Genomic DNA, 16,494 nt, shown 5'->3' with positions numbered 1-16,494 from the left:
GGACCCGACGGCGGGGCGAAGGTGGTGACCGTGCCGGGGGCGGGCAGGAAGCCGCGGCCCGGGTCCTCGCCGTTGATGCGGAACTCGATGGAGTGACCGCGCAGTTGCGGGTCGTCGTAGCCGAGGTGCTCGCCGTCGGCGATGCGGAACATCTCGCGTACGAGGTCGATGCCGGCGACTTCTTCGGTGACGGGGTGTTCGACCTGGAGGCGGGTGTTGACCTCGAGGAAGGAGATCGTGCCGTCCTGGCCGACGAGGAACTCGACGGTCCCGGCGCCGACGTAGCCGGCCTCCTTCAGGATCGCCTTGGAGGACGCGTACAGCTCCTCGACCTGCGTGTCGGAGAGGAACGGTGCGGGGGCTTCCTCGACGAGTTTCTGGTGGCGGCGCTGGAGGGAGCAGTCTCGGGTGGAGACGACGACCACGTTGCCGTGGGAGTCGGCCAGGCACTGGGTCTCCACGTGGCGGGGTTTGTCGAGGTAGCGCTCGACGAAGCATTCGCCGCGTCCGAAGGCTGCGACGGCTTCGCGGACGGCGGAGTCGTAGAGCTCGGGGACTTCTTCGAGGGTGCGGGCGACCTTCAGACCGCGGCCGCCGCCGCCGAAGGCGGCCTTGATCGCGATGGGCAGGCCGTGCTCGCGGGCGAAGGCGACGACTTCGTCGGCGCCGGAGACCGGGTCGGGCGTGCCGGCGACCAGCGGCGCGCCGGCGCGCTGGGCGATGTGGCGGGCGGCGACTTTGTCGCCGAGGTCGCGGATGGCCTGCGGGGGCGGGCCGATCCAGGTGAGTCGGGCGTCGATGACGGCCTGGGCGAAGTCGGCGTTCTCCGAGAGGAAGCCGTATCCGGGGTGGATCGCATCCGCTCCGGAGTCCTTGGCGGCTTGCAGCACCTTGGCGATGTCGAGATAGCTGGTCGCCGGGGTGTCACCGCCCAGGGCGAACGCCTCATCCGCGGCGCGGACATGCAGAGCGTCCCGGTCCGGCTCGGCGTACACGGCCACGCTCGCGATCCCGGCATCCCGGCAGGCCCGGGCAACGCGGACAGCGATTTCGCCACGGTTGGCGATGAGCACCTTCTGCACGATTGAGGCTCCCTCCTTGAAACAAGCCGAGTTTAGGGACTGCCGACACGGCGCATCGACCCGTCCCCACTGGTGAGCTTGCCCACACGGAGCGTGATGCGAGGCTTGCCCGACCCATGAAATCCCTTGTCGCACCTAGGTACGCAGGACTCCTTCCGGAAACCCTAGCCTCCTGATGTGGTCAAGGTCTCTGTGAGAGCGTGCTGCGGCCCACTCGGATTCTTTGTGGAGTCCCTACGAACGGCCCAATGATTCTTTGCCCGCCGGGAAACGTTCGCCGAACCCTTGTACGTGGGTTTACCCGTGAGTAGCGTTCACGATGTACGAACGTACTAGTGGTAACAGCAGCCTTGCTCGGGCGGCGCCCGTGCGGCAGTCGAAAGTGGGTGGGGGCCGGTGGTCCGCAGACCGGTGGCATGGATCGTCGCGATCGTCCTCTTCGTGGAGGCGTTCGGCGTCGCCGCCCTGAACTGGTTCCTGGGGACCGTCGTCGACAACCAGCAGATGTCCCTCGCCGGCCTCGACCCGGACGTGATGTCCGTGTCCTCGAAGATCGGCGGCCTGGTCTTCGGCGCCTACTTCGCGCTGTGCGGCGTGGTGGCCCTGCTCGTCGCCCTGCGCGACCGCTCCCCGGCCGGCCTCGGCCGCATCCTGTTGATCAGCGCGGCCGTCGTGCACGGGCTCCTGGGAGCGTTCGCCTGGGGACTGGCGGGCGTGCCGGCGTTCCTGACCATGGTCGTGGTGCTGACGCTGGTGGTGCTCCTGCTGATGACGTACGACCGTCAGAACGGCACCGCGCCGGCCCAGGGCCCCGAGGACGGCAAGGGTGACGGCTCTCCGGTCGCGGACAACGGCGGGTCCCCGTTCACGCCCCCGCCGACCCCCAGCACCTCCTGATCACTTCTCCCTGGGCGTCCACAACTCGGTGATACCGACGCCCAGTTCGGCGAGCAGCCTGCGTACCAGCGGCAGGCTGATGCCGATGACGTTGCCGTGGCCGCCGTCGATGCCCTCGATGAAGGGTGCCGAGCGGCCGTCGAGCGTGAACGCCCCGGCGACGTGGAGGGGTTCGCCCGAGGCGACGTACGCGGCGATCTCCTCGTCCGTCGGCTCGCCGAAGTGGACCACGGTGGACGCGACGGTGGAGACGTGGCGTCCCGTCGCCGTGTCGTAGATGCAATGCCCGGTCTGGAGGGTCCCTGCCCGGCCGCGCATCGACTTCCAGCGGGCGGTGGCCTCCTCGGCGTCGGCGGGCTTGCCGTACGCCTCCCCGTCCAGATCGAGGACGGAGTCGCAGCCGATCACCAGCGCGCCCCGCACCTCGGGCTTCGCGGACACCACTGACGCCTTGGCCTCGGCGAGGGCGAGGGCCAGTTCGGCCGGGGTCGGCGCGGTCACGGCGTCCTCGTCGAACCCGCTGACGATCACCTCGGGGTCGAGTCCGGCCTGCCTGAGCAGATTGAGCCGGGCGGGGGACTTGGAGGCGAGCACGAGACGGCGGCGCGGCTGATCGGTGGTCATGCGGCCAGGGTATCGGCGGGGTCCGGGGCGCCTACAACACGCCGAGCACGATCATCGCGAGCAGCATGGCCAGCGCCAGGAGCCAGCCGAGCCGCCGAAGCATCTCCTGCGCGTCGCGCAGTTCCTTCGGCGGCTCGTTCTCGGGGTCGGACCACAGCATGTCTTCGATCGTGCGACGGAGGGCGCGCCGGCGCCTGAGTACGCGTACTCAACTTCCTCAAATGGGCCCACGATCCCGTTAGTTATCAGTACTGTGGTTCTGTTAGTGGTTCTTCATGGTCCAGGAGAGGGAGAGTTCCGTGTTCACCACCGCTTGGACGGCAGCGCCCCAGTTCCCCAGTGAGGGATTCACTCCCAACTGGTCACGGGAGGGCTTCTGGCGGCAGTCGCTGCGGCAGGCCGTCCGGCTCGGCGCCGGTGGCGGGCGGGTCCGGGTCCGGCTGTCCCACGCGTACGGGACCTCGCCGCTGCGGGTGGCGGGCGCCACGGTCGCGCGGACGGCTTCCGGAGCCGCCGTCGAGCCGGGCTCGGTGCGGCGGCTCACCTTCGGGGGCGGGTGCGCGGTGAAGGTTCCGGCGCGTGGGCAGGTGGTCAGTGACGCGGTCGAACTAGCCCTGGTGGCAGGGGAGTCGATGGCTGTCACGCTGTACTTCGAGGCCGTCACCGGCCCGGCGACCTTCCATGCGCAGGCCTTCGCGACCAGCTACCGGGGGCAGGGGGACCTGTTGGCGGAGGAGGCGGGCGGTACGGGCTTCGGTGAGTCGTCCCAGTCCTGGTACTTCCTGGCGGCCGTCGAGGTCGACGCCGGCCGCACGGACGGGATCGTCCTGTTCGGCGACTCCGTCACGGACGGCTTCGGCTCCACCCCGGGTGCGAACCGCCGCTGGTCCGACGCCCTCGCCGAACGCACCGGACGGCCCGTCCTGAACGCGGGTATCGGCGGCAACCTGCTGCTCAACGACTCGGCCTGGTACGGCGAGAAAGGCGTCCACCGGCTCCGCCGCGACGCGCTCGCCCACGCGGGCGTCGACACGCTGGTCGTGCTGCTCGGGCTCAACGACATCGGGTTCAGCGAGACGGACGAACAACCCACCTACAAACCGGCGCCGGTGCTGGAGGCGGCCGAACTGATCGCCGGGCACCGGGAGTTGATACGCCAGGCACATCGGCGGGGCCTACGCGCGATCGGCGCGACCCTGCTCCCCTTCGGAGGCTCGGACCACTGGGGTGAGCACGCGGCCAAGGTGAGCCATGAGGTCGACGAATGGATCCGGTGCGCGGGGGAGTACGACGCGGTCGTCGACCTGCGACGGACACTCGCAGATCCGTCCGACCCGGACCGGCTGCACCCGGCGTACGACTTCGGCGACCACCTGCACCCCCATGACGCGGGGTACGCAGTGATGGCCGAAGCCGTACTGAGGGTTCTCTAGGCCGGCCAGTAGGTCCGGGTCCAGGACGCCGGGCCCGGGTGGGGCAGGTGCTGGGTGGCGATGCGGGACGGGTCCGCCCACGCGTCCTGGGTGCCGGGAGCGCCGGGCGGGGTCGAGGACGCCGCCACGGCGCGGGCTCGGACCACTGCCAGGGCGGCGGCGAGCTCCTCGGGGGTCGGGTTGCCCCGTACGACCTTTATCGTCATGACGACGGCTCCTTACAGCGGGATGTTGCCGTGCTTCTTCGGGGGCAGGGACTCGCGCTTCGTACGGAGCTGGCGCAGCCCGCGTACGACATGGCGGCGGGTGTCGGACGGCAGGATCACCGCGTCGACGTAACCGCGTTCGGCCGCGATGTAGGGGTTGAGGAGGTGGTCCTCGTACTCCTGGATGAGGCGGGCGCGGACCACGTCGAGGTCCTCCCCGTTGGCCTCCGCCTCGGCGATCGTGCGGCGGTGCAGGATGTTGACCGCGCCCTGGGCGCCCATCACGGCGATCTGGGCGGTCGGCCAGGCCAGGTTGAGGTCGGCCCCCAGGTGCTTGGAGCCCATGACGTCGTAGGCGCCGCCGAAGGCCTTGCGGGTGATGACCGTGATCAGGGGGACCGTCGCCTCCGCGTAGGCGTAGATCAGCTTGGCGCCGCGCCGGATGATGCCGTCGTGCTCCTGGTCGACGCCCGGGAGGAAGCCGGGGACGTCCACGAAGGTGAGGACCGGGACGTTGAAGGCGTCGCAGGTGCGCACGAAGCGGGCGGCCTTCTCGCTCGCCGCGATGTCGAGGCAACCAGCGAACTGCATCGGCTGGTTGGCGACGACACCGACCGGACGGCCCTCCACCCGGCCGAAACCGGTGAGGATGTTGGGCGCGAACAGGGACTGCGTCTCGAAGAACTCGGCGTCGTCCAGGACGTGTTCGATCACCGTGTGCATGTCGTACGGCTGGTTCGCGCTGTCCGGGATCAGGACGTCCAGCTCGCGGTCCTCGTCCGTGACGGCGAGGTCCGCCTCCTCGGGGAACAGCGGGGGTTCGGAGAGGTTGTTGGACGGCAGGTACGACAGCAACTGCTTGACGTACTCGATGGCGTCCTTCTCGTCGCCGGCCATGTGATGGGCCACGCCCGACGCGGAGTTGTGAGTGCGGGCGCCGCCCAGCTCCTCCATGCCGACGTCCTCACCGGTGACCGTCTTGATGACGTCCGGGCCGGTGATGAACATGTGCGAGGTCTGGTCGACCATGACCGTGAAGTCGGTGATGGCCGGGGAGTAGACCGCTCCGCCCGCACAGGGGCCGACGACCAGACTGATCTGCGGGATGACCCCGGACGCGTGGGTGTTGCGGCGGAAGATCTCGCCGTACGCACCCAGGGAGGCAACTCCCTCCTGGATACGGGCGCCGCCCGAGTCGTTGATGCCGATGACCGGGCAGCCGGTCTTCAGCGCGAAGTCCATGACCTTGACGATCTTCTGCCCGTACACCTCGCCCAGCGCGCCGCCGAACACGGTGAAGTCCTGGGAGAACACGGCGATCGGACGGCCGTCGACGGTGCCGTAACCGGTGACGACGCCGTCGCCGTAGGGGCGGTTGTTCTCCAGGCCGAAGTTCGTCGAACGGTGGGTGGCGAACTCGTCCAACTCGACGAACGAGTCGTCGTCCAGGAGGAGTTCGATGCGCTCACGGGCCGTCAGCTTGCCCTTGGCGTGCTGCTTCTCGACAGCCCGTTCCGATCCGGCGTGCGTCGCCGCTTCGACGCGGCGCTGCAGGTCCGCGAGCTTTCCCGCGGTGGTGTGGATGTCGATCTGCTGCGGCTGTACCGGCTCGGCCATCGGGATGCGGCTCCCTGCAAAGAGTGACGTGCTCAGAAGGGGGATGGGCTACTCATCCGTAGCGTAGTGGCGTGCCTACCCATCGGCAGTGCGGCGTTTACCACACCTAGGGTGGCTTGCATGACGCCGCGAGATGACTCAGCAGACAACGACGGCCGGTGGTCCGACCTCGACCGGCCGCCCCTCAACGCCGGTGCGCTGCGCCGGGCGCTGGTCCGGGACGGCGGGCTCTGGTCGGGGGTGGAGGTGGTCCGCAGTACGGGGTCCACGAACGCCGACCTCGTCGCCCTCGCGGGCAAGGAGGGTGGCGTGGACGAAGGGGCTGTGCTGATCGCCGAGGAACAGACCGCCGGGCGTGGGCGGCTGGACCGGCAGTGGACGGCTCCCGCCCGCTCCGGGCTGTTCTTCTCCGTGCTGCTGAAGCCGACGGACGTGCCGGTGGCACGCTGGGGCTGGCTGCCGCTGCTCACCGGGGTCGCGGTGGCGACGGGGCTGTCCCGGGCCGCGGGCGTCGATACGTCCCTCAAGTGGCCCAACGACCTGCTGGTGAGCGTGGGGGGCGCGGAGCGCAAGGCGGGCGGGATCCTCGCGGAGCGGGCCGGTGCGGACGCGGTGGTGATCGGCATCGGCATCAACGTCACCCTGCGCGAGGACGAGCTGCCGGTGCCGACGGCGGGGTCGCTGGCGCTGGCCGGGGCGGTGGGCACGGACCGGGATCCGCTGCTGCGGGCGGTGCTGCGGGCGCTGGAGCAGTGGTACGGGCGGTGGCGGGCGGCGGGAGGGGATCCCGTGGCCTCGGGGCTCCAGGAGACGTATGCGGCGGGGTGTGCGACGTTGGGGCGGACGGTGCGGGCGGAGTTGCCGGGGGATCGGAGTGTGGTGGGGGAGGCGGTTGCTGTGGACGGGGACGGGCGGTTGGTGCTGGCCACGGGGGAGGGTGTGCAGGAGCCGGTGGGGGCGGGGGATGTCGTTCACCTGCGGCCAGCGTGAGGGTTCTCGCCCCCGCCGCCCTTACCCGTTCCCATCCTCGGGGGCTGCCGCCCCCGAACCCCCGCTCCGGCCCTGAACGGGCCTTGTCCTCAAACGCCGGACGGGCTGGAATGCCGGCCGGTGCTTGATCTTTTAGCCCGTCCGGCGTTTGAGGACGAGCGCGTTCAGCGCGAAAGGGGGGTGCTGGGGGCGCAGCCCCCAGTGGGTTCACACCGACACCGGGTGCGTCGTCCCTGCTGGACCTGGCGGAGCGAGGCCGTATCGTTGAGGGCGGTCGATATCTGACCGTGACAGATCGGAAGGGCAGCAGGCGTGACCGTCGACGACATGGGCTCCGACGCGGCGGGCAGCCGGGTGGACGAGCAGGACGTCGATCCCGCTGACAACCCGCTCGCCCTGCGCCTCGAACAGCTCATCCTCGGGGCCGAGCGGCGCTACACCCCTTTTCAGGCCGCCCGCAGCGCCGGCGTCTCCATGGAGCTGGCATCCCGTTTCTGGCGGGCTATGGGCTTCGCCGACATCGGGCAGGCCAAGGCGCTGACGGAGGCGGACGTCCTCGCGCTGCGCCGGCTCGCCGGTCTCGTCGAGGCCGGGCTGCTGAGCGAGGCGATGGCCGTCCAGGTGGCGCGTTCCACCGGCCAGACCACTGCCCGGTTGGCGGAATGGCAGATCGACTCCTTCCTGGAGGGGCTGACCGAGCCGCCCGAGCCGGGAATGACGCGCACTGAAGTCACGTACCCGCTGATCGAACTGCTCCTGCCCGAGCTGGAGGAGTTCATCGTGTACGTCTGGCGGCGCCAGCTCGCCGCCGCGACCGGGCGGGTCGTCCAGGCGGCCGACGACGAGGAGATGGTCGACCGGCGGCTCGCCGTCTGCTTCGCCGACCTCGTCGGGTTCACGCGGCTGACCCGTCGTATGGAGGAGGAGGAGCTCGGCGAACTCGTCGAGGCCTTCGAGACCACGGCCGCCGACCTGGTGGCGGCGAACGGCGGGCGGCTCGTCAAGACGCTCGGCGACGAGGTGCTGTACGCGGCGGACGACGCGGGTGTGGCCGCCGAGATCGCGCTGCGGCTGATCGAGACGATGGCGAACGACGAGACGATGCCCGAGCTGCGGGTCGGGATGGCCTTCGGCACGGTGACCACCCGTATGGGTGATGTGTTCGGGTCGACGGTGAACCTGGCCTCGCGGTTGACGTCGATAGCGCCACGGGACGCCGTGCTCTGCGACGCGGCGTTCGCGGAGGAGCTGATCCGTACCGGGGACGCGCCCGCCTCCGAGGCGGACGCGGCCGAGGCCGCTGCCGCCGCCGAGAAGGAGGGCGAGGAGCCGCCGGTGTACCGCTTCGCGTTGCAGCCGATGTGGCAGCGGCCGGTGCGCGGGCTCGGCGTGGTCGAGCCCTGGCTGCTGACCCGGCGGGCCGGCCCCACGTAGGACCGGCCGCCCGTTCCTCCCGCTGGGCCCGGCTCAGTGGCGGTGGTTCAGTGCGTCCACGCACAGGCCGATGAGCGGTACGCACACTCCGCTCGGCGTCGTGGGCTGCGGGGCCGCCGGAGTCGGTGCGGGCGCCGGGGCTGCCTGCTGCGGGGGCTGTGGCTGGGGCTGGGAGGCCACCGGGGGCGGTGTCGGTGCCGTCGTGGGCTGCGGGCCCGGGGTGGTGACGGGCGCCGGTGTGCTGGGCCGCTGCGGGATCGTGGTGGCGTCGGGCGCGGGGGCGGGCGACGTCGGGAACAGTCCGACGGGCAGGGGCCGCAGGGGCCCGGTCGCGCTCGGGAGAGCGGTCGGCAGCGCTGTCGGGACGGGGGTCGCGTCGCCCATGGGGGCGGTCGCCGACGGGCTCGGCGTGGGGGCGGCGCCGACCGTGGCCCCCGTGTTGCGGGAGCGGTCGGCCGAGGTGTTTGCGTTCGTGTCCCTGTCCGTGTCCAGGTCCGACTGGGCCTGCGCGTTGCCGATGCCGCCGACTCCGCCGTCGGGCGTCATCCGTACGAGGCTCAGGACCCCGGCGGCCAGCGCGAAGCCGCCCGCCGCGAGCAGCACTTTGCGGGGGCGGGGCTTGCGGTGCCGGCCCCGGGGGCGGGGGACGAGGGGCTCGGAAGGGGGCGCTGCAGGCGGGGGTGGCGTCCACGCCGGGGCGGGGGTCCGGAACGGCGCCTGGGCCTGGGCATGCCTCGGTGTGCCTGTCTCGACCGGCCTTGTCGCTGTGTCCGTCATCGCGATCCCTCCCCGTTGCGCTCGCGCCCCGGGTGCGCCGTGGCGGAGCGCACGTTATGCGCTCCGGGAGGGAGATTTCGGAAGATCGGTGCGATGTCACCCGAACGGGGAGAGCGGTCAGTTCTCTGCCCCTTCCCGGTCCCTTCCCCGCCCCTTCTCTGCCGGTTCTTCCCTCGGGTGGGGCCGGACTGCGATGATCGGGGCGGCCGTAGTTAACCTGCGTTAACCAGGAGGGTGTCATGGGCGAGGAGCGGTCAGAGGAGCGGTTCGGGGAGTTCGTCGTGGTGCGGCGGCATGCGTACGTCGCGGAGCTCGTCCTCGATCGGCCGAAGGCCATGAACGCGGTCTCCTCCTCCATGGCGGGGTCCGTCGCCGGTGCCTGTGCCGCGCTGGCCGCCGACCGGGACGTACGGGCGGTGGTGCTGACCTCCACCCATGAGCGGGCGTTCTGCGTCGGGGCCGACCTCAAGGAGCGGAACTCGATGTCCGACGCCGAACTGGTCCGGCAGCGGCCGGTGGCGCGGGGTGCCTACACCGGTGTGCTGGAGCTGCCGATGCCGACGATCGCCGCTGTGCACGGGTTCGCGCTGGGGGGCGGGTTCGAGCTGGCGCTGTCCTGCGATCTGATCGTGGCGGACCGTACGGCGGTGGTGGGGCTGCCGGAGGTGTCCGTGGGGGTGATTCCGGGGGGCGGCGGTACGCAGCTGCTGCCCCGGCGGGTGGGGGCGGCTCGGGCGGCCGAGCTGATCTTCACGGCGCGGCGGGTGGAGGCGGGCGAGGCGCGGGAGCTGGGGCTCGTGGATGTGCTGGTGGAGGACGGGCGGGACCGGGAGGAGGCGCTGGCGCTGGCGTCCCGGATCGCGGCGAACTCCCCTGTGGGGGTACGGGCGGCCAAGCGGGCGTTGCGGGTGGGGTTCGGGTTGGATCTGCGGGCCGGGCTCGAGGTCGAGGATGCCGCGTGGCGTTCCGTCGCCTTCTCGGGGGACAGGGCGGAGGGGGTCGCCGCGTTCAACGAGAAGCGGGCGCCTTCCTGGCCGGGGGAGTAGCTTCCGCGTGCGCGGCGGAAGCTTCCCGCACCCTGTTCGCCCTCCCGATGTCTCAAATCCTCCCAAACCTTCCTAACCTGGATCAATGGGTGAGGAAAGCCGGCTCCAGGCGGTCGTGACGCTCGCGCAGGGCATGGCAGCCGCGCACAGCCCCCGCGAGTCCTGGCGCGCCGCCGCGTCCGGTGCCTGCCACGCCCTGGCCGGGAACTTCGCCGCACTGTCGGTCTGGGAGCGCGAGCTGGGCCGGCTGCGGGTTCTCGTCAACGTGGGCGAGCGGGCCGCGGGCGAGGAGGAGTTCCCGGAGGGGGAGGCGTACCCCGTGCACCAGTTCCCGGAGATCACCGAGTTCCTGCACGAACGGTGGGCGGGCGGCGGTGAGCCCAACGCCTGGGTCGAGACCGCCGAGGGACCCGCCGACGGGGCCTACGCGGGGCGCGCCGGGTACTGCCATCAGCGCGTCGCCGCTCTTCGGCGCCGGGGGCGCGGCTGCTGTGTCGTCGCCCCCGTCGTGCTGCACGGCCGGGCCTGGGGTGAGCTGTACGTCGCCCGGCCCGCCGGTGCCCCCGTCTTCGACCGTGCCGACGCCGACTTCGCCACCGTCCTGGCCTCCGTCGTCGCCGCCGGGCTCGCCCAGACCGAGCGGCTGGAGGAGGCCCGGCGGCTCGCCTTCACCGACGCGCTCACCGGGCTCGCCAACCGTCGCGCGGTGGACGCGCATCTCGACGAGGCGATCGAGCGGCACCGGCGGGACGGCGCCGTGGTCAGCCTGGTCGTCTGCGATCTGAACGGGCTCAAGCGCGTCAACGACACCCTGGGGCACGCCGTCGGCGACCGGCTCCTCGAACGGTTCGGATCCGTGCTGTCGCTGTGCGGGGCCATGCTGCCCGGCGCCCTCGCCGCCCGTCTCGGCGGTGACGAGTTCTGCCTGCTCGTGGTGGGTCCGCCCGCCGACGAGGTGGTCCGGGCGGCGGGTGAACTGTGCCGTCGCGCCGCCGAGTTGGAGCTGGGGGACGGGGTCGCCTGCGGGGTCGCCTCGACCGAGGACCCGATCGGGCCGGTGCGGACGGCTCGCCGGTTGTTCCGGCTCGCCGATGCGGCGCAGTACCGGGCGAAGGCGGTGCACGCGGACCTGCCGGTCGTCGCGGGGCGCGAGGGGGTCGACGATCCGGTGGTCCGGCTCGCCGAGGAGCCCTCCGGGGAGGGGGCGGCGGTTGAGCGGCGCCGGTTCAGGGGGCGTCGGCTGTGAGATGTGGGGTGTTGGCGCGGGCCTCGCTGGGGGCTGCCGCCCCCAGACCCCCGCTCCGGCCCTGAACGGGCCTTTTGTCCTCAAACGCCGGACGGGCTGGATGGGTAAGGGGTGAACAGGGCGCCCGGTAGTGACATCCTCGAATTCACTGCGTACGCTCCTGAATATGAATATGCACACTGTGGTGGTGGGGACGTCCGGGGTGACCGCGGCCGAGGTGCTTGCCGTTGCGCGTGGCGGGGCCCGGGTCGAATTGGCCGGTGAGGCTGTCGCCGCTCTCGCGAAGGCTCGCGGGATCATCGAGTCGCTGGCTGCCAAGCCCGAGCCCGTGTACGGCGTGAGCACCGGGTTCGGTGCCCTGGCGACCCGGCACATCAGCCCCGAACTGCGGGCCCAGCTCCAGCGCAACATCGTCCGCTCGCACGCCGCCGGCATGGGACCGCGGGTCGAGCGGGAGGTCGTACGGGCGCTGGTGTTCCTGCGGCTCAAGACCGTCTGCTCGGGGCACACCGGCGTGCGGCCCGAGGTCGCGCAGACCATGGCCGATGTGCTCAACGCCGGGATCACCCCGGTCGTGCACGAGTACGGGTCCCTCGGCTGCTCCGGTGACCTCGCGCCGCTCTCCCACTGCGCCCTCACGCTCATGGGCGAGGGGGACGCGGAGGGCCCGGACGGAGTCGTACGGCCGGCCGGTGAACTCCTCGCCGCGCACGGCATCGCGCCCGTCGAGCTGCGCGAGAAGGAGGGCCTCGCCCTGCTCAACGGCACCGACGGCATGCTCGGCATGCTGATCATGGCCCTCGCCGACCTCGACACCCTCTACAAGTCCGCCGACGTCACCGCCGCCCTGTCGTTGGAGGCGCTGCTCGGGACCGACAAGGTGCTCGCGCCCGAGCTGCACGCCATCCGGCCGCATCCGGGGCAGGGGGCCAGTGCGGCCAACATGCTCGCCGTGCTCAAGGGTTCGGAGCTCACCGGGCATCACCAGGACGGCGCGCCGCGCGTCCAGGACGCCTACTCCGTGCGCTGCGCTCCCCAGGTCGCCGGTGCCGGGCGGGACACCATGGCCCACGCCCGTCTCGTCGCCGAGCGGGAACTGGCCTCGTCCGTCGACAATCCCGTGGTCCTGCCCGACGGGCGGGTCGAGTCCAACGGGAACTTCCACGGTGCTCCGGTGGCGTACGTCCTCGACTTCCTCGCCATCGCCGTCGCCGATCTCGGGTCCATCGCCGAGCGGCGCACCGACCGGCTCCTCGACAAGAACCGCTCGCACGGGCTGCCGCCGTTCCTCGCCGACGACCCCGGTGTGGACAGCGGGCTGATGATCGCCCAGTACACGCAGGCCGCCCTGGTCAGCGAGTTGAAGCGGCTCGCCGTGCCTGCCTCGGCGGACTCGATCCCCTCCTCCGCGATGCAGGAGGACCACGTCTCGATGGGCTGGTCGGCGGCGCGCAAGCTGCGTACGGCCGTCGACAACCTCGCCCGGATCATCGCCGTCGAGCTGTACGCGGCCACGCGGGCCATCGAGCTGAGGGAGGGGCTGACGCCCGCGCCCGCGTCCCGGGCCGTCATCGACGCCGTACGGGCGGCGGGGGTCGAGGGTCCGGGGCCCGACCGGTTCCTCTCGCCCGACCTCGCCGCGGCGGACGCGTTCGTGCGGGGCGGGTACCTGGTCGCCGCGGTGGAGCCGGTGACCGGGCCGTTGCAGTAGGCAGTAGGAGTACGAGTACGAGTAACAGTGGTTGTCGGTGAGTTGGGGCCCTGCCGGATCGCGCTTGCGCCGGGCAGGGCCCCGAATCGTTTCTTCGGTTACTTCAGCTTGGCTGACTGGGCGGTGACGAGGGCGTCCGGGACGTCGTACGCCTTGCCGGTCATCATCGCGCCGAGGTTGACCGTGTAGTAGCCCGAGAGGACGTTGCCGTTCCGTACGACCTCGCCGTGCAGCGTGGACGTCTCGCCGTCCGCCTCGCCCATCGGGGCGGTCACGGAGAAGGCGACCGCTTCGTCACCCGCGCCGGACGCCTTCTCGGCGGCGACCTTCGTGACCTTCTGCGACGTGCCGTCCGCGGTCATCGTGAAACCGGCGGCGCAGGCACTGATCGCGTCCGAGACGGACTTCAATGTCTGCTCGGCCGCGTCGCCCTCGTACGAGGACAGCGATACGACGGTGACGTCGACGTCCATCGAGAGGGCGAGCGAGCCCTCGATCTCCTCCTCGGACAGGTCGTCCAGGCCCGCGGGAGCGCTGGCCGCGGGCTTCGCGCCGGTGGCCGAGCGGTTCGTCATGGCCGCCGCGTCGCCCGGGGCCTGCCCCGACAGGACGTCGGCCAGGGGCCTGCACTTCTCGTCGGACAGCTTGAGGCCGTCCGCGGGAATGTCGGCGGCCTCGTCCGCCGCCTTGACCGTGTAGCCGGGCACGTCGCCGGTGGCGACGATCAGCTTGTCCAGTTCGGCCTTGGTGGCCGCCTTCGCGGTCTGCGCCGTCGCAGCCGCCCCCGAATCCTTCGACTCGGCGGAATCCGCCGAGTCCCCACCGCTGCACCCCGTGATGAGGGCGAGCGACAGCACACTCACGGTCGCCGTGGCGCACAGGCGCACCCTCGATGATCTCTTCATGGGCGGACTATGAACCGACTGTCAAATAAACGTCAAGTTCCTTAAAAATCTGTCCAGGGAGGTCGGCCGGCCCCGTCCCGCGTCGTCCCGGGTCTCAGAACCCCAGGCGCTCCCGCCGCAGCGAATACACCACGAACCCGGCGCCCAGACCGAGGCAGAGCGTGCCGCCGACGACGTACGGAGTGGTGTCGAAGCTGCCGGTGTCGGCGAGGCGGGTGCCGTCCGTCGAGTCCGAGCCCGAGTCCGGTGCCGACTCCGAGGTGGTCGTCGTGGTCGCGTTCTTTGTGCTGGTTGTCACGGAGATCGGCTGGGTGAAGTCCGACATCGTGGACAGGGAGGAAGCGGCCGACGTATCCGCTCTGTGCTGCTGCTCCACCGTCTTGTCGGCCGTCGCATTGGCGGACGGGACGAACCACAGGGCACCCAGGAGGGTGCCCGCTGCGGTGGCGGTCAGCAACGATCGACGTGCGGATGACACGGAATATCGATCCCCTTGTGGCGCTGGCGAATTGGCCGTGGCCCCGATGCTAATGAAAGGCGCGGGTCGTGGGAAAGTTGCGGGAGCTGTGAGCCGTACGCTCTCCGACCATGAGTACTTCAGAGACATCACGTTTTGTGCGGCTTCGGGTCGAATTGGTCGTCGAGGTCGACGACGCGGACACCCTGACGAAGGCCGCGTTGGCACGGATCGCCGGCGACACCGAGATGCCGGCCGAGGAGCGCGTGCACGCCGAGGACGCTGTGACGGAAGACACCGCGGAGGCGCTCGCGTACCTCGTGGATCCGTTCGACCTGGTCGGGGAGGTGCCGGGGATCGAGCTGGCCCAGGCCTCCTGGAGCAGCGAGGAGATCGAGTACGACCCCGATTCGCCGGATTGGGATCTCGACGAGGATGATGAGTCGGACGGCGACGAGGAAGTCGGGGAGCGGGGCCACGGCTGACGCGGCTTGGGGAAATCGTGACCCCGGGAGGCAACCGCCGTCCGGGGTTTCGTCGTCTCAGGGGAAGCAGCGACCGGCAGCGGCACCACGCGACCCGGTGGACGACAGAGGCGGTCGGTCCGGCCCAGGTGTCCCGGTGGACGTGGTGTGCCCCACACATCGAACGAATGTGGAACGGGATGAACCGGTCGTAGCGTTGAAGCTTGTTATGGGGACTCGTAGGCCCCGACGGTTTGGGGATTCGGCAACGATGGAGAAGCGTGTGATGACGGACAGTAGGCGGCGCAAGGGTCTGAAGGCCGCGTCCGCTCTGCTCGGTGGCTTGCTGGTGCTCTCTGCGTGCAGCGGGGGCGACGACAGCGCCTCCAAGGGCGACAGCGGCACCGACACCTCGCAGGCCAAGGCCGACGAGGCGGCGGCCGAGAAGACCTCCGAGGCCCAGATCAAGATCACGCCGGGCGACGGTTCCAGCAACGCCTCCATCAACAACGCCGCCCAGGTGGTGGTGACCAAGGGCACCCTCAGCTCCGTGGAGATGACGACGGCGGACGGTACCGCCGTCGCCGGTGAGATATCGGCCGACAAGACCAGCTGGAAGCCGAGCGCCCAGCTGGAGCGCGCCACCACCTACAAGGTGACGGCGACGGCGGCGGACGCGAACGGCCGCGCCGCCCACGAGAACGCCTCGTTCACCACGGTCGCGGCCGCCAACAGCTTCGTCGGCTACTTCACGCCCGAGGACGGCTCGACCGTCGGTGTGGGCATGCCCGTGTCGATCAACTTCGACAAGGCGATCACCGAGAAGGCGGCTGTGCAGAAGGCCGTCACGGTCTCCTCGACCAGCGGGCAGGAGGTCGTCTGCCACTGGTTCAACGACACCCGCATGGACTGCCGGCCCGACGACTACTGGCAGGAGGACTCCACCGTCACGCTGAAGCTGGCGCTCGACGGCGTGGAGGGCGCGAGCGGTGTCTTCGGTGTGCAGCAGAAGACGGTCACCTTCAAGATCGGCCGCAACCAGGTGTCCATCGTCGACGCCAAGACGAAGACGATGAAGGTCACCCAGGACGGCAAGGTCGTCAAGACCATCCCGATCTCCTCCGGTTCGCCCGAGAACAAGACGTACGAGGGCAAGATGGTGATGTCGGAGATGTTCAAGGAGACGCGCATGAACGGCGCGACCGTGGGCTTCACCGATGACGACGGCAAGGGCGAGTACGACATCAAGGACGTGCCGCACGCCATCCGGCTGACCACCTCCGGCACCTTCGTGCACGGCAACTACTGGAGCTCCGACGGGACCTTCGGCAGCGCCAACGTCAGCCACGGCTGTGTCGGCCTGAACGACACCAAGGGCGCCAACGACAAGGGCTCCGAGGGCTACTGGTTCTACACCAACTCGATCATCGGTGACGTCGTCGACGTGCGGAACACCGGCGACAAGACGGTCGACCCGTCCAACGGCCTCAACGGCTGGAACATGAACTGGGCCGACTGGAAGGCGGGTTCGGCGGTCTGACGGCCCTTGAGGCCCGTCTGACGCACACCCACCGCACAGCTTTCCGATGCCGCCCCCAGGGGCGG

General features: G+C 70.6%; 17 protein-coding genes. 9 read left to right on the top strand and 8 right to left on the bottom strand.

What is annotated here, in order from left to right:
* The coding region (locus ACH4TV_RS11100; protein ID WP_398396521.1) for an acetyl/propionyl/methylcrotonyl-CoA carboxylase subunit alpha at window positions 1-1,082 on the bottom strand (1,082 nt) is incomplete at its 3' end.
* A 396-nt stretch (window positions 1,083-1,478) separates the two neighbouring features.
* Here ACH4TV_RS11100 and ACH4TV_RS11095 point away from each other — a divergent pair.
* Window positions 1,479-1,979 carry a hypothetical protein gene (locus ACH4TV_RS11095; protein WP_398396519.1) on the top strand — a complete coding sequence of 167 codons (501 nt, stop codon included), beginning with the start codon at window positions 1,479-1,481 and terminating at the stop codon, window positions 1,977-1,979.
* Here ACH4TV_RS11095 and ACH4TV_RS11090 read toward each other — a convergent pair whose 3' ends face one another.
* Window positions 1,980-2,603, bottom strand: a complete 624-nt coding sequence (locus ACH4TV_RS11090; RefSeq protein ID WP_398396517.1) for a Maf family protein — start codon at window positions 2,601-2,603, stop codon at window positions 1,980-1,982. It abuts the gene before it with no gap.
* 31 nt (window positions 2,604-2,634) lie between these two features.
* Window positions 2,635-2,763 carry a morphogenic membrane protein MmpB gene (mmpB, locus tag ACH4TV_RS11085; protein ID WP_398396515.1) on the bottom strand — a complete coding sequence of 43 codons (129 nt, stop codon included), beginning with the start codon at window positions 2,761-2,763 and terminating at the stop codon, window positions 2,635-2,637.
* Between the two features lie 139 nt (window positions 2,764-2,902).
* On the opposite strand from mmpB, the gene ACH4TV_RS11080 reads away from it, so the two are divergent.
* Window positions 2,903-4,036, top strand: coding sequence for an SGNH/GDSL hydrolase family protein (locus ACH4TV_RS11080; protein WP_398396514.1), 1,134 nt, complete (start codon window positions 2,903-2,905; stop codon window positions 4,034-4,036).
* On the opposite strand, the gene ACH4TV_RS11075 is transcribed toward ACH4TV_RS11080, so the two are convergent.
* Both ACH4TV_RS11075 and ACH4TV_RS11070 read right to left on the bottom strand, forming a co-directional pair.
* Window positions 4,033-4,242, bottom strand: coding sequence for an acyl-CoA carboxylase epsilon subunit (locus ACH4TV_RS11075; RefSeq protein WP_398396512.1), 210 nt, complete (start codon window positions 4,240-4,242; stop codon window positions 4,033-4,035). The genes ACH4TV_RS11080 and ACH4TV_RS11075 overlap by 4 nt on opposite strands.
* A gap of 12 nt (window positions 4,243-4,254) precedes the next feature.
* The gene (locus ACH4TV_RS11070; protein ID WP_398396510.1) at window positions 4,255-5,859 is read right to left on the bottom strand and encodes an acyl-CoA carboxylase subunit beta; all 1,605 of its coding nucleotides are present in this window, start codon (window positions 5,857-5,859) and stop codon (window positions 4,255-4,257) included.
* A 120-nt stretch (window positions 5,860-5,979) separates the two neighbouring features.
* On the opposite strand from ACH4TV_RS11070, the gene ACH4TV_RS11065 reads away from it, so the two are divergent.
* The gene (locus tag ACH4TV_RS11065) at window positions 5,980-6,849 is read left to right on the top strand and encodes a biotin--[acetyl-CoA-carboxylase] ligase (protein ID WP_398396508.1); all 870 of its coding nucleotides are present in this window, start codon (window positions 5,980-5,982) and stop codon (window positions 6,847-6,849) included.
* A gap of 312 nt (window positions 6,850-7,161) precedes the next feature.
* A complete protein-coding gene (locus tag ACH4TV_RS11060) occupies window positions 7,162-8,283 on the top strand; it encodes an adenylate/guanylate cyclase domain-containing protein (RefSeq protein ID WP_398396507.1) in 1,122 nt (373 codons plus the stop codon).
* Between the two features lie 33 nt (window positions 8,284-8,316).
* Here ACH4TV_RS11060 and ACH4TV_RS11055 read toward each other — a convergent pair whose 3' ends face one another.
* The gene (locus ACH4TV_RS11055; RefSeq protein WP_398396505.1) at window positions 8,317-9,060 is read right to left on the bottom strand and encodes a hypothetical protein; all 744 of its coding nucleotides are present in this window, start codon (window positions 9,058-9,060) and stop codon (window positions 8,317-8,319) included.
* Window positions 9,061-9,299: 239 nt separating this feature from the next.
* Here ACH4TV_RS11055 and ACH4TV_RS11050 point away from each other — a divergent pair, with 239 nt between their 5' ends.
* The 3 genes from ACH4TV_RS11050 to hutH all read left to right on the top strand — a co-directional run bounded on the left by ACH4TV_RS11050 (window position 9,300) and on the right by hutH (window position 13,063).
* Entirely contained in the window at window positions 9,300-10,106 is an 807-nt protein-coding gene (locus tag ACH4TV_RS11050; RefSeq protein ID WP_398396504.1) for an enoyl-CoA hydratase/isomerase family protein, read from the top strand.
* Window positions 10,107-10,191: 85 nt separating this feature from the next.
* Window positions 10,192-11,352, top strand: coding sequence for a diguanylate cyclase domain-containing protein (locus ACH4TV_RS11045; RefSeq protein WP_398396502.1), 1,161 nt, complete (start codon window positions 10,192-10,194; stop codon window positions 11,350-11,352).
* 172 nt (window positions 11,353-11,524) lie between these two features.
* Window positions 11,525-13,063 (top strand): histidine ammonia-lyase, encoded by a 1,539-nt coding sequence (gene hutH, locus ACH4TV_RS11040; RefSeq protein WP_398396610.1) that lies wholly within the window; start codon window positions 11,525-11,527, stop codon window positions 13,061-13,063.
* 98 nt (window positions 13,064-13,161) lie between these two features.
* Here hutH and ACH4TV_RS11035 read toward each other — a convergent pair whose 3' ends face one another.
* Window positions 13,162-13,968, bottom strand: coding sequence for a hypothetical protein (locus tag ACH4TV_RS11035; protein WP_398396500.1), 807 nt, complete (start codon window positions 13,966-13,968; stop codon window positions 13,162-13,164).
* 94 nt (window positions 13,969-14,062) lie between these two features.
* Window positions 14,063-14,446: a cell wall protein gene (locus tag ACH4TV_RS11030; RefSeq protein ID WP_398396498.1), complete on the bottom strand. Its 384-nt coding sequence runs from the start codon at window positions 14,444-14,446 to the stop codon at window positions 14,063-14,065.
* A gap of 110 nt (window positions 14,447-14,556) precedes the next feature.
* On the opposite strand from ACH4TV_RS11030, the gene ACH4TV_RS11025 reads away from it, so the two are divergent.
* Window positions 14,557-14,910, top strand: coding sequence for a hypothetical protein (locus ACH4TV_RS11025; protein WP_398396496.1), 354 nt, complete (start codon window positions 14,557-14,559; stop codon window positions 14,908-14,910).
* A gap of 250 nt (window positions 14,911-15,160) precedes the next feature.
* On the top strand, window positions 15,161-16,429 hold the full coding sequence (locus tag ACH4TV_RS11020; RefSeq protein WP_398396495.1) for an Ig-like domain-containing protein: 1,269 nt from the start codon (window positions 15,161-15,163) through the stop codon (window positions 16,427-16,429).
* Window positions 16,430-16,494 lie beyond the last annotated feature (65 nt).

Origin of the sequence: Streptomyces sp. NPDC020898, assembly GCF_044333925.1 — a bacterium.
Lineage (GTDB): Bacteria > Actinomycetota > Actinomycetes > Streptomycetales > Streptomycetaceae > Streptomyces.
The sequence above is the reverse complement of the archived record's forward strand: the minus strand, read 5'-3'. Positions and strand labels throughout refer to the sequence as shown.